Source organism: Maribacter sp. 1_MG-2023, assembly GCF_030547005.1.
Taxonomy (GTDB): Bacteria; Bacteroidota; Bacteroidia; order Flavobacteriales; family Flavobacteriaceae; genus Maribacter.
In genome coordinates, this window is the sequence record NZ_JAUOPN010000009.1 from 175,243 (window position 1) to 187,858 (window position 12,616).

Consider the following 12,616-nt stretch of genomic DNA (forward strand, 5'->3'; position numbering starts at 1 on the left):
CAGAATGGAAGATGAGCTTTTAGATGCTGTTACGCCGTTACCTAAATAAAAATATTAATTAAACCAAACAGCATACTTTTTTCGTCGAAGCTCAAGAGCTAATTGTTCTTCCATTTTTAAAGCTTCGGTTCTTGACTTTATTTTATCAATATGATTAAAAAGACTGCCGCGCAGATACAAGCCGTATTTCTGTACAATTTTTGAAGATATATTATGTCCTTTTTTACTCAAGGTTCCGTTTTTATGCTGATCAAAGCGCTCTTTAGGAGTTTTACTCGTCATACCAACATAAAGACATTCTAAAACACCATTGAATTGCGGATTAGCTTCTCTAAACTTTCTGTTCTCAGTGAACACTTTTTTAGATAATTCGATAACGTAAATAGAGTACATAAAAAGTATGAATTATAGACTATAATTGGCTTGTGGTAATTTCAGGAAAATCAAACAATTACTCAAATATCTCAATACCCTCTGTAGTAAAAGAAAACGCTTGTGCCCCTAATCCGCCAACCATCACTGCTTGAAATAACGGATTAAGTTGTTTTTTAGAGTACCAATCAATTAAGAAATTAGCGCCACTACCACCAGAAGTATCTTGTTGTTCAATGACATAATCAATAGACTCCATTGGAGTAAGGTAAATAGGGGAGTCTATATAACTTCTAACTAAATCGCCTTCTGTATTGTAGTAATCAATCTTACTTACAAATAGACTATCCTTTAAGCTTGTATTTCTTATACTTAAGGTAGCGGTAAGCAATGTTCTAGTATCTCTGGTCTGGTTATAAATATCAGAATATATGGGTACGTAAACTTGTCTAACGAGAGAATCTATTAAAATAGCATTTGCCTTTCTGTCAAGAGTATGGTTGTCTAGAATCTCAACCGGAACTTCTTCTTTCGAAATCTCTTTACACGACATAATTGTCGTAGCCATAATCAGTGAAAGGCAAATACTATTTAAAACAGTCTTATTTTTTTTCAAATGTTGATTTTTAGTCTTCCCATTCTGTATGAAAAATACCTTCACGGTCTAAACGCTCGTAAGTGTGAGAACCAAAGTAATCACGTTGCGCTTGAATTAAGTTCAAAGGTAATTTACTAGAAGTGTAGGCATCAAAATATGTAAGTGAATTTGATAGACCAGGTAGCGGAATTCCGTTTTGAGCACCAAAAGCAACTAATTCTCTAGCAGCACCAACAGTTTCTTTTACTTTACTTACAAAATTCGAAGAGAGTAAAAGGTTAGGCAAGTTAGGTTCAGCTATAAAAGCTTCAGTAATATCAGCTAACAAACCGGCACGTATAATACAACCAGCTCTCCATATTTTAGCGATTTCAGAAATATCTAAATCGTAACCGTATTCTCTAGAAGCATCTGCTAATTGGTGTAACCCTTGCGAGTAAGTGATAATAAATGAAAAGTATAAAGCCTTTTCTGTAAGCGCTTCTAGCTTCTCTTTATCCATGTGTGCTACAGATGGTCTGTCATATAAAGCGTCGGCTTTAATTCTTTCATCTTTTAAAGCAGAAAGTTCACGCATGCTAACGGCAACATCAATTGAAGGTACAGGTATGCCCAAATCCATTGCGTTTTGGCTTGTCCATTTACCGGTTCCTTTTTGTTTTGCTTTATCTAAAATTTGATCAACTAAGCGTCCTTTAACTAAATCATCTTCTTGCTCGAATATTTCAGAAGTGATTTGAACTAAGAACGATTGTAATCTACCCGCATTCCATTTTGCGAAAGTGCTGTGCAATTCGTCATTATTGTAGTCGCCACCTTTTTTAAGAACATCATAAATTTCAGAAGTAAGCTGCATCAATCCGTATTCAATACCATTGTGCACCATTTTAACATAGTTACCTGCAGATTTAGGTCCTAAATAAGCTACACAAGGTTCGCCGTTATATTTGGCAGATACTGCTTCAAAAATTGGTTTAATATGTTCGTAAGCAGATTTTGAACCACCAGGCATAATACTTGGACCTTTACGAGCACCTTTTGCACCACCCGAAACTCCTGCACCAAAAAAGTTAATACCTTTCTCTTGTAAAAATGCTTCTCTTCTGTCCGTATCTGTAAAGAAAGAGTTTCCTCCATCAATAATAATGTCACCTTTGTCAATATGTGGCAAAAGAGATTCTATAACACCGTCAACAATTTTACCGGCAGGTACCAATAACATTATTTTACGTGGTTGCTTTAAGTTTTTAACGAAGGTTTTTATATTACTTGATGCACTTACTTTGTCTTCATCTCCACCTAAAGTCTTAAGAGCTTCTACCTTTTCATCATCTAAATCATATCCGAAGGCAGAAAATCCGTTGTCGGCTACATTGAGAATAAAATTTTGTCCCATTACTCCAAGACCTACTAAACCAAAATCGTACATAAATTGAATGTTTTATAATTAGAATACAGCAAAATGTTACAATTCCTAATTATCTATTGTTAGTAACATAATGAAAATCAAAAATAATTTAAAATATTGACTTTAAATCCAAATTGTATCTTAATAACGCCCTATAATGGCTTACTTTTTAAGATATTTGAAGAATAAAGAATATCAACCTATAATGAAGAAGACAGAAAATCAAATGCTCGTAATCTTTGGAGCATCTGGAGATTTAACGGCAAGAAAACTTATACCAGCTATTTTCAATTTATATAAGGGCAATGATCTTCCAGATAATTTTGTGGTTCTTGGTGTGAGTAGAAGTGATTTGGGTGATTTACAGTTTAGAAGTAAAGTTGTTCTACAAAGTCCTTATTTAGAAAAAGAAAGAGAGGAGTTTGATGAGGATTATATTCAGAAATTTGCTGATAAACTATTTTATGAAGATTTAGGCTCAGATTATGATACATCATACGAACGTTTAGAAAAACGTATTTCAGATTTAAATCAGAAATATGGTACAGATGGTAATCATATGTTTTACCTATCTACACCACCAAGTTTGTATGAGCCAATTGCAAAGAATTTATCTGAGCAAGGTTTAAATAATGAATCTACGGGCTGGAGAAGAATTATAGTTGAAAAACCATTCGGTTATAGTTTAGAATCTGCCAAAGAATTGAACGATGGTTTACATACCTATTTTAAAGAAGGGCAGATATTTAGAATTGATCATTATTTAGGAAAAGAAACAGTACAAAACTTATTGGTAACACGTTTTGCCAATAGTATTTTTGAACCACTTTGGAACAGAAATTATATTCACCACGTAGAAATTACAAATGCCGAGAGCGTGGGTGTTGAAAAAAGAGGTGGATATTATGATAAATCTGGCGCATTAAGAGATATGTTTCAGAGTCATTTATTACAGATAGTTGCTCTTATTGTTATGGAGCCGCCATTGAGTGCCGATGCAGAAGAAATTCGTAATGAGAAGCTGAAAGCGTTAAAGTCACTTAGGATTATGAATGACGAGAAGACACTTTTTGAAAATACAATTAGAGCTCAATATGTGTCTTCTAAGATTGATGGACAAGAAGTTAATGGTTATCGAGAAGAGGAGGGAGTTGATAAAAACTCAACTACTGAAACCTTTGCAGCGGTTAAATTCTTTGTAGATAACTGGCGTTGGGCAGATGTTCCTTTTTATGTGAGAACGGCAAAACGTATGCCTACAAAAGTTACTGAGGTAGTTATACATTTCAAAACTCCGCACCATCAAATTTTTAAGGAATCTGGTATTAGTAACAAGGATAACAAATTGGTTATTCGTATTCAACCAGATGAAGGTATTTTGATAAAATTTGGAGTAAAAGTTCCAGGGCAAGGTTTTGAAGTAGAACGCGCAAATATGGATTTTTACTATTCTAGTTTAACAGAAACACATGTGATGGAAGCTTATGAGCGTCTATTGTTAGATGCAATGCAAGGTGATGCTACTTTATATGCAAGAGCAGATGAAGTGGAGGCTGCTTGGGCATTTGTAGATCCTATTTTAGACTATTGGAAAAATGGTAAGGATGTAAAAATGTACGGCTATGCAGCCGGAGTTTGGGGTCCTGAAAATGCCAATGAACTTATTGAAGGAGTAGGGGAATGGCGCAACCCTAGCGAGAATTTAGCAGACGAATCTGGTTACTGTGTAATTTGCTAGTAAGGGTAGAAGATTAATTTAAGTATTGAGAGAAGATGGAATTAAAAGTTTATCAAAATAAAACAAAGGTTGCAGAAGAGTTTTCTAAATATCTGATTGAAAAGTCAGGTACTCAGAAAGCTTTTCATATTGCATTATCAGGTGGTAGTACGCCAAAGATTGTATTTGATGTTTTGGCAGAGGAGTTTGCTAATAAAGTAGACTGGAGTACTATTCACTTATATTGGGGCGATGAAAGATGTGTAGCGCCAGATGATTCTGAGAGCAATTATAAAATGACTGTAGAGCATTTAATATCTAAAGTTGATATACCTGAGCAAAACATTCATAGAATAAAAGGTGAAAATGATCCTAAGGCAGAAGCTAAGCGTTATGGTGATTTATTGGATAAAGAATTACCAAAAGAATTAGGCTTGCCTCAATTTGATTTAGTTATTCTTGGTATGGGTGATGACGGTCATACGGCATCTATTTTTCCACATGAGATTAACCTTTGGGTTTCTCCCGATAACTGTGAAGTAGCTATTCATCCAGAATCTGGTCAAAGAAGAGTTTCTTTGACAGGTAGAATAATTAATAATGCAAAAACTGTTGCTTTTTTGGTAACAGGCGAAAGCAAGGCAGAAAAGGTCAAGATTATTATTGATAGAGCAGAGGGGTATTTAGAATACCCTGCAAGCCATGTAGCACCTAAAACAAAAGACTTGGTCTGGTTTTTAGATGCTGCTGCAGCAAAGCTTCTTACTTCATCTCAATCTTAATATTTTCAGATTTTAATTCAGTTAAATAATCTTCAGAATTAAAGGTTTTAGATTCAAATTTAGTGTCTCTTTCTTGAGCTTCTAATTTACGATATTTGCTACGTGCAAATCTTCTAACACCCTGGTCATCAGAAATTATTAATCCTGGTACGGGAACATTTTTACCATCTGTTCCCTTTGCTACCATGGTAAAGTAAGATGAATTACAGTGCTTTTTAGTGCCAGATGTAATATTCTCTGATTCTACACGAACACCAACTACCATAGAAGTTCTACCCGTATAGTTTATACTAGCTTTCAAGGTCACTAGTTCACCAACTTCAATAGGGTTTAGAAAGTTTACTCGGTTAACAGATGCGGTTACACAATACTGTTGAGAGTGTTTGGATGCACAGGCAAAGGCAATTTGATCCATTAGGTTCAATATATGGCCGCCATGTACCTTTCCTCCAAAATTAGAATGAGAGGGAAGCATTAATTCGGTGATAGAAACTCTAGACTCTCTTACGCTTTTGAACTTTTCCATAGACTTGATAATTTCTTTCTTAGTTTCTGACATGTGGTGATTTTTCTGCTTGAACTTCAGTAACAAAATATTTAGAATCACCTAGCCAAAAGAAAGTTGTATAGCGTTCTACGTAGCTTACTTTTACATACTGACCTTGATATTCTTGTAATTTTTCGATTACTTCTTTGTCTTTGTCCAATACAGAAAAAGAGAATATTTGAGCTCCAGAAATCCCTTGGCTTATTTCACCTTCCCAAGTTTTCGCCATGACACCTTTGTGACTAATTTTAATGAGTTCTCCAGAGCGTACACCTTCACTAAAGGTTACGAAGTATATAAAGGCATAATACAGCGCACCAATAACGACTACGCTTAATAAAAGTAATGATACTATCTTTTTCATGTGTTTAGATTTAATATATAATTAATGGTTGGTATTATAATTTTAATTTAGGTTCCTCTTCGAAATCGTCATCTTCAATGGCGCGATTAATTAATGATTCGGGTATGGATTTTTTCGCTTTCGCACCCATTTTTTTAAGCTTTTCTATACTAGTGATAATATTACCACGACCATCGACTAATTTGTTCATCGCACCCCGGTATTCTCCTTTAGCTTCCTCCATCTTTTTGCCTACTTTCATTAAGTCGCCAACAAAGCCTTCAAATTTATCATAAAGAGCACCAGCTTGCCGTGCTATTTCAATAGCATTTCGTTGTTGCTTTTCATTGTTCCACATGCTATCAATGGTGCGCAAGGTAGCAAGAAGTGTTGAAGGAGTAACAATAATAATATTTTGTTCAAAAGCTTTATTGTATAAAGAACTATCTTGATTGATAGCTATGGCAAATGCTGGTTCTATCGGGACAAACATCAATACAAAATCGGGACTCTCCATTTCATACAAATCCTCATATTTCTTGGCAGATAATTGATCTACGTGTCTTCTAAGGGAATTGATATGGTCTTTTAAGAACTTCTCTCTGAGTTCATCTTCAGCATTTACATAGCGCTCGTAATCGGTTAAGGATACTTTGGAATCCACCACCATTTTCTTACCGTCGGGTAAGTTGATGATAACATCTGGTAGCACGCGGCTACCATCTTCTCGAGTAAAGCTTTGTTGAACGGTATATTCACGGTCTTTCTCTAAACCAGATTTCTCTAACACACGCTCCAATACCAGCTCGCCCCAGTTACCTTGCATTTTACTGTCACCTTTTAAAGCTTTGGTCAAGTTCTCTGCTTCTTGGGTAATTTTAATGTTCTGAGTCTGCAGGTTCAGTAATTGTTCTTTTAAAGCAGAATGTATACTGATGTTTTCTTTCTGACTTTCTTCAACCTTCTTTTCAAAAAGAAGTATTTTTTCATTTAACGGAGTAAGAATGTTTTTGATATTCTTCTCGTTTCGCTCAGTAAATTTTAAACTCTTTTCCTCTAGAATTTTATTGGCAAGGTTCTCGAATTCTTTAGTGAATTTTTCTTGAAGCTTTTCAACTTCTTCCTTCTGTTCGCTATTCTTTTGATGCAAGTTTTCTAGGTCTGCTTGATATCTAATGATTTGGTTGCCTAGTTGCTCCTTTTCTGATTGCAATTGTAGTTTATGTTTCTCATTTTCTTTTAATCGATCTTGAAACACAGAAAGGTTATTCAGCATTTGCTGCTCACGTTCTTCTAAAGTGCTTTGCCGAGATTTTGTTTTTAGAAGCTGAATATAGTTACCAAGAAAATATCCTATGGCAAGACAAAGGATTGCTATTAGTAAATAAATATAAATTTCGTTCATCGGTGTGCTAACGTAATCAGGTAAAGATACTTGATTGGGTAGTAAAGTTTAAACGAGCAGGTCTGTTTTTAATTAACATACCTAATTGAATTTCTGATAAATGTTAAAATTTCTATTTTTTAATCCTAAAAGAACCGGTATTTGGGTCAAAAGAAATGGTGTCAGTGGGGAAGAGGGAATCAAAACTGTTATTTGCTATCAGATTACAAGGTTGATCAAAAGCATTGTTAGTTCCATCTAAAATCAACATTTTATCGCATAATTGAATAGCAAGTTCAATTTCGTGGCTTGTAAACAAAATGGATTTATTAGTTTCATGTGCTATAGATTTTAGTAGTTTTAAAATCTGAACTTTGTGGTATAGATCCAAATGAGTAGTAGGTTCATCTAGTAGAATAATATCGGTATCTTGAATTAGGGCACGAGCAATAAGTACACGTTGTAATTGACCATCACTAAGCTGAAAACACTTTTTATCTAAGAAAGGCTCTAATTCTAAAAGAGCAATGCTTTTACTAATAATTGAAATATCGTCATCAGCCAATTTACCTAGCCAATTTGTGTATGGTTGTCTGCCCAAAGCCAATAATTCATAAACAGATAGATTTTTAGAAGCAATAGGTTCTGTAAGTACCACACTTATTTTAGAAGCTATTTGCAGTTCGTTATACGTATTTAAATCTTTTTCTTCATAGAGTATAGAGCCAGATATTTTAGGTTGAAAATTGCCTATCGTACGAAGTAATGTAGATTTACCGATGCCATTTACACCAACAATAGCTGCAAGTTCCCCTTTCTGTAGTTCAAAAGAAATAGCAGAAGCAATGACTATATCATCATACCCAATAGAAAGGTCGGCAACTTGTAAAATACTATTTAATTTGTTGTTGTTGATGACTTTAGTTTTATATTAAAATATCATTTTTCTTTTTCGTACCAGTAACCATATTACTACAGGGGCTCCTAATATACTGGTAATGGCGTTAATAGGTAAAACACTAACTGAGCCCGGTAGTTGGGCAATGGTATCGCAAACCAACATTAATATCGCTCCACAACAAAGTACAGCGGGTATTTGAATTTTATGATCAGTAGTGTGCAATAGTTGTTTGGTAATGTGTGGTACGGCTAATCCGACAAAGGCAATAGGTCCGGCAAAGGCAGTAATGGATCCAGCAAGTAAACCTGTGGCTACTATGATAGTGTACCGCGATTTTTGTAAACCAATACCTAAGCTCTTAGCGTAATTCTCCCCGAGCAAAAAAGCATTTAAAGGTTTAATGGAAATGATGCTTAGAAAAATTCCTATTATAGTACAAAGCGCGACTATTAGTAATTGTACCCAAGATAAATTACCTAAACTACCAAATGACCAAAAAATGTATTGTTGTAATTTTTCAGCTTTAGAGAAATATGAAAGTACGCTTACAAAAGCAGCTGTTATACTACCAAACATAAGCCCTATAATTAATAAAGCCATAGTATCTTTTACTTTAGCTGCAACAACAAGAACTAATGATAACACCAAAAAAGAACCAAGACTAGATGCAATAGCAAGTGTAATGTCATTAAAGGTAGAAAAGTTGAATGCGCCAGAAAATAGAGAAGTTCCCATAATTAAGAGCGCAGCGCCTAAACTAGCCCCAGAGCTAATACCAAGTACATATGGTCCTGCTAAGGGATTTCTAAATAAGGTCTGCATGAGAAGTCCGCTAAGTGAGAGTCCGCCACCGACCAATATAGCTGTTATTGCTTTTGGCAGTCTATACTCCCAAATTATATAGTAGTTAGAAGAATCTTTAGTTGCTATTCCAAATAACGCTTTTAGAGTATCTACAAATGAAATATTTACAGAGCCTAAACAAATATTAATAATAAAGCATAGAAGCAATACCATCAGCAAGGCTATAAAATGATAGCTATATGTAGTTTGTTTTAACAATTAAAGCAGTGGTTTAAAAAAGTAGGGTTCGTAATTAGGTAATAATCCAGGGTGTAAAATATGGATTAAATCTTTCAACACAAGGTCTGGTCTTTGTGGACCTAATTCATAATATAAAGTACCGCCAGTTTCTCCCTTGGTATTCGCCGTGGAAAATACTTTTCTATTCTTGAAGGCATCAAACTGTGTATAATGCTGACTTGATGCTTCCATTTCTTGGTAAGTAGCTAATTGTGCTGGTCCAATCCAATATTCGGCATGTTGCCCAACATCAAGAATACTCTCCCAGCTTAAAGAGAGGCTTCCGTTTTCATCTGTTGAGCTCCAGAGGTAATCAGCATTGGCATCTTCTAGAAAATTCGCTGCCCAACTTTTTCCGCCAGGTAAATACCATATATCTTTAAACATGGCTCCACTTAGAACGGTAGGTTTTTTTTTGGCTTCAGAAGCTAGCTTTTTGGCTTCTAGGTAAGATGCTTCAATTTTATTAAAAATGGTGTCAGCTTCTTTAGTTTTATTGAAAAAAGGAGCGAAGAACTTAATCCATTCGGCTTTACCTAAAGGAGTTTCTTCTACCCAATCTCCATTATAAACTACAGGGATATGAGCACGTTGTATGGTTTCATAGGTACTGTTACCGTCGTTAATGGCAAAGCCGAAGATAAGGTCTGGCTGCAAAGCTAGAACCGCCTCTGTATTTATACTTTCGTTGACACCTAATTCTTTAATTTGCCCGGCATCAATTAATTTTCTTGCTGCTAAAGAAGAAATGTACTTGGTATCGGGAAAACCAATAAGTTGATGTAGAACTCCCAATTCTTCTAAAGCAGGAATATGAGTAGTTGAGGTTACCACAATATTTTCTACAGGAGTTGAAATTATAGCATCATATTCACTTTTGTTTAATGTAATTGTGGCTTGAATCTCTTTTGGTACCAATGCATATGTATAGGTAGTTTCTGCATTTGCCCAAGGTTTTAAGACTTTGATGATAGTAATACCATTGCTTTGATTTTCGATTGAAAAACCATTGGCATACCTTACGGATGTAATACTTGTAATGTTTTGATCGAGTGTTAAATCTTTTTTCTGCTGTTTGCATCCGCATAACAAAAAAAGGTAACTAATAATAAGTAAGCGTTTAAACATGGTTATATCTAGTCTGTTTTTCAAAAGTAGTATTATAAAAGTTTAGCGAGAAAGATTAAACTAAATGTTTACTTTCGCCGTGAATTTTGGTTTTCATCGTTTTTGATGATGAAATTAAAAGGGAATCTAGTGAAAATCTAGAGCTGTTCCCGCAACTGTAAGTTTATTTCAAACCTATCTATTGGCAAATAGTTTTTGTTTGATACTTCTTTTTAAGAAGGTACTATTTTCTTCAAAGTCACTATGGGATCCAAACCGGTTTGGAAAACATGGGAAGGCAGAATAGTATTAAACAAGTCAGGAGACCTGCCTTATTCAAACGAACAATGTTAAACTTTCGGGATAAAGGTTTGCGTATGGGTACAGACATACTACGCTCCCGTTTATGAATTTAAACGAATGAAAAATTATTTATTGTGGCCTGCGGTCACTGTATTATTATGTGCTAAAGTAGGAGCACAGCAAGAGCAAGATTCTACAAACACTTTACAACTTGATGAGGTTGTCGTTAGTGATTCACGTTTTGAATTAAAACGAGAAAATTCGGGTAAGACCGTTATTACTATTTCTCAAAAAGAATTGGCACAAAATCAGGGACGTTCGGTTGCTGAAATTATCAACACGAAAAGCGGAATTGAAATTAACGGTACCAGAAGTTTTGCCGGTCAGAACCTTTCTACTTTTGTTAGAGGTGGTAATAATCGTCAAGTTTTGGTTATTATCGATGGAATTCAAGTATCAGATCCATCGGGTACAAGCGCCGAGTATGATTTAAGATTATTGAATACGGCACAAATTGAAAGCATTGAAATTTTAAAAGGTGCAGCGAGTACCCTTTACGGAAATTCGGCAGCAACAGCGGTCATAAATATTACAACGAAGAAAGCTAAGAAAGAAGGTCTTGCGCTTGATGTTATTTCAAGTTTTGGAACCAACCAAACAAAAGATGATCAGAATTATAATATTTCTGATATTTCGAATACAGTAAACCTAACGGCTAAGCATGGAAAATTATCTGTTTTAGCCTCAGGAGGACATCAATTTACAGATGGATTATCGGCTGCAATAGGTACGGAGTCAGACGAAGTTTCTAGAATAGATGGTAACTTAAAAGTAGGGTATCAATTTTCTGAACGCTTTGAGATAAACGCATCGGCCTTCTATAATAAATTGAATAGCGATTTTGATAACGGTTTCCCTATTGAAGATGCTGATTACTATTTTACTAGTGAGCAGTCGCGTTTTGGCTTAAATTCTAAATTTGGGTATGAAAACGGAAGTATTAATTTAAATACAGCATTTAATCAGATTACGAGATCGTTTGAATCTAGCTTTCCGGCAACTTACGACTCACAATCTTATGTATTAGATGTTTTTAACAAGTACACGTTTTCAGATAACATTCATACTATAGTTGGTGTAAATTATATAGACAATCAAACTTTGTTTAGCGAGGAATACAATTCTAATACGGTTGATCCTTATTTAAATGCGGTATATGTTGGTGAACAGGGAATTAATTTAAATGCTGGTGTTCGATTAAACAATCACAGCGAATACGGTTCTAATTTCATTTATAATATTAATCCGTCATACAGAATTAGTATTAATGATGGGTATTTAAAGTTTATGGGTAGTTATGCAACTTCATACATTGCACCTAACTTATCGCAGTTATATGGTCCGTTTGGGGCGAACCCTGATTTGGATCCAGAAGAAGATACTACTTTAGAAGGAGGTATTGAATTTAAAATTTCAGATGCGTTTACCATTAATGCACTCTATTTTAATAGAACCGAAGAAGACAGAATTGATTATGTTACAATTGATTTTACAACTTTTGAAAGTCAGTATAGAAATTCTGCTGAAACCGCACATTTCGATGGGGTAGAAGTAGGCTTAAATTCAGAACTAGTTAAAGGTCTAACTTTTGATGCTAATTATACCTATACCAATTCTAAAGAAGATTTGGCATTGAGAGTACCTAAAAGTAAAATCAACGCTACTATTGGGTATGCTATAAAAGAGAAGACACTTGTCGGACTCTCTTATCAGTACGTATCCGATAGAACCGATACTGATTTTGCTACATTTTCAAATGTAACTTTAGATAGTTTTAGTTTAGCTAATTTACAATTGAGGCATCAGTTTTGTACAAATTTATCAGCGTTTTTAGCTGTGGATAATATTTTAAACGAAGAATATACCGAGGTAGTTTCTTTTACTACGAAGGGTAGAAATGTTCGACTTGGGTTTAAATTAAGTTTATAATCAAAAAAAAAGGACAGCCAATTGGCTGTCCTTTTTTCTTTTACGATTAGGTGTGTTTTAAAACTCCAAATCATAAACAGTA

At 34.7% G+C, this 12,616-nt stretch carries 12 protein-coding genes and 1 riboswitch; of the genes, 3 read left to right on the forward strand and 9 right to left on the reverse strand.

Going from position 1 to position 12,616, the window contains the following annotated elements; all coding sequences use genetic code 11:
* Positions 1 to 54 precede the first annotated feature (54 nt).
* Genes Q4500_RS11935 through gndA form a run of 3 tightly spaced genes read right to left on the reverse strand, consistent with a single transcriptional unit; the run spans position 55 to position 2,399 of the window.
* A complete protein-coding gene (locus Q4500_RS11935) occupies positions 55 to 393 on the reverse strand; it encodes a GIY-YIG nuclease family protein (protein WP_282050087.1) in 339 nt (112 codons plus the stop codon).
* Between the two features lie 58 nt (positions 394 to 451).
* On the reverse strand, positions 452 to 988 hold the full coding sequence (locus tag Q4500_RS11940) for a DUF3124 domain-containing protein (RefSeq protein WP_303599886.1): 537 nt from the start codon (positions 986 to 988) through the stop codon (positions 452 to 454).
* 10 nt (positions 989 to 998) lie between these two features.
* On the reverse strand, positions 999 to 2,399 hold the full coding sequence (gene gndA / locus Q4500_RS11945; RefSeq protein WP_303599887.1) for an NADP-dependent phosphogluconate dehydrogenase: 1,401 nt from the start codon (positions 2,397 to 2,399) through the stop codon (positions 999 to 1,001).
* Between the two features lie 184 nt (positions 2,400 to 2,583).
* On the opposite strand from gndA, the gene zwf reads away from it, so the two are divergent.
* Together zwf and pgl are read left to right on the forward strand one after the other, a co-directional pair.
* Positions 2,584 to 4,116, forward strand: a complete 1,533-nt coding sequence (gene zwf, locus Q4500_RS11950; RefSeq protein ID WP_303599888.1) for a glucose-6-phosphate dehydrogenase — start codon at positions 2,584 to 2,586, stop codon at positions 4,114 to 4,116.
* A gap of 35 nt (positions 4,117 to 4,151) precedes the next feature.
* The gene (pgl, locus tag Q4500_RS11955) at positions 4,152 to 4,877 is read left to right on the forward strand and encodes a 6-phosphogluconolactonase (RefSeq protein WP_303599889.1); all 726 of its coding nucleotides are present in this window, start codon (positions 4,152 to 4,154) and stop codon (positions 4,875 to 4,877) included.
* On the opposite strand, the gene Q4500_RS11960 is transcribed toward pgl, so the two are convergent.
* The 6 genes from Q4500_RS11960 to Q4500_RS11985 all read right to left on the reverse strand — a co-directional run bounded on the left by Q4500_RS11960 (position 4,858) and on the right by Q4500_RS11985 (position 10,287).
* On the reverse strand, positions 4,858 to 5,403 hold the full coding sequence (locus Q4500_RS11960) for an acyl-CoA thioesterase (protein ID WP_073245963.1): 546 nt from the start codon (positions 5,401 to 5,403) through the stop codon (positions 4,858 to 4,860). The genes pgl and Q4500_RS11960 overlap by 20 nt on opposite strands.
* Before the next feature lie 19 nt (positions 5,404 to 5,422).
* Positions 5,423 to 5,788, reverse strand: coding sequence for a 6-phosphogluconate dehydrogenase (locus tag Q4500_RS11965; RefSeq protein WP_299800006.1), 366 nt, complete (start codon positions 5,786 to 5,788; stop codon positions 5,423 to 5,425).
* A 34-nt stretch (positions 5,789 to 5,822) separates the two neighbouring features.
* The gene (rmuC, locus tag Q4500_RS11970; protein ID WP_303599890.1) at positions 5,823 to 7,172 is read right to left on the reverse strand and encodes a DNA recombination protein RmuC; all 1,350 of its coding nucleotides are present in this window, start codon (positions 7,170 to 7,172) and stop codon (positions 5,823 to 5,825) included.
* A 112-nt stretch (positions 7,173 to 7,284) separates the two neighbouring features.
* Complete coding sequence (locus Q4500_RS11975; RefSeq protein WP_303599895.1) at positions 7,285 to 8,067, reverse strand: ABC transporter ATP-binding protein; 783 nt, start codon at positions 8,065 to 8,067, stop codon at positions 7,285 to 7,287.
* A gap of 15 nt (positions 8,068 to 8,082) precedes the next feature.
* Positions 8,083 to 9,114 carry an iron ABC transporter permease gene (locus Q4500_RS11980; protein WP_303599891.1) on the reverse strand — a complete coding sequence of 344 codons (1,032 nt, stop codon included), beginning with the start codon at positions 9,112 to 9,114 and terminating at the stop codon, positions 8,083 to 8,085.
* Positions 9,115 to 10,287 (reverse strand): ABC transporter substrate-binding protein, encoded by a 1,173-nt coding sequence (locus Q4500_RS11985; RefSeq protein WP_303599892.1) that lies wholly within the window; start codon positions 10,285 to 10,287, stop codon positions 9,115 to 9,117.
* 46 nt (positions 10,288 to 10,333) lie between these two features.
* A riboswitch (cobalamin riboswitch) is annotated at positions 10,334 to 10,592 on the forward strand.
* Between the two features lie 70 nt (positions 10,593 to 10,662).
* Here Q4500_RS11985 and Q4500_RS11990 point away from each other — a divergent pair.
* The gene (locus Q4500_RS11990; protein WP_303599893.1) at positions 10,663 to 12,534 is read left to right on the forward strand and encodes a TonB-dependent siderophore receptor; all 1,872 of its coding nucleotides are present in this window, start codon (positions 10,663 to 10,665) and stop codon (positions 12,532 to 12,534) included.
* The last annotated feature ends 82 nt before the right edge of the window (positions 12,535 to 12,616 follow it).

Coding starts and splice junctions, on each gene's coding strand:
- Q4500_RS11935 (WP_282050087.1), bottom strand. CDS start 393: ATGTACTCTATTTACGTTATCGAATTATCTAAAAAAGTGTTCACTGAG.
- gndA (WP_303599887.1), bottom strand. CDS start 2,399: ATGTACGATTTTGGTTTAGTAGGTCTTGGAGTAATGGGACAAAATTTT.
- zwf (WP_303599888.1), top strand. CDS start 2,584: ATGAAGAAGACAGAAAATCAAATGCTCGTAATCTTTGGAGCATCTGGA.
- pgl (WP_303599889.1), top strand. CDS start 4,152: ATGGAATTAAAAGTTTATCAAAATAAAACAAAGGTTGCAGAAGAGTTT.
- Q4500_RS11960 (WP_073245963.1), bottom strand. CDS start 5,403: ATGGAAAAGTTCAAAAGCGTAAGAGAGTCTAGAGTTTCTATCACCGAA.
- Q4500_RS11965 (WP_299800006.1), bottom strand. CDS start 5,788: ATGAAAAAGATAGTATCATTACTTTTATTAAGCGTAGTCGTTATTGGT.
- rmuC (WP_303599890.1), bottom strand. CDS start 7,172: ATGAACGAAATTTATATTTATTTACTAATAGCAATCCTTTGTCTTGCC.
- Q4500_RS11990 (WP_303599893.1), top strand. CDS start 10,663: ATGAAAAATTATTTATTGTGGCCTGCGGTCACTGTATTATTATGTGCT.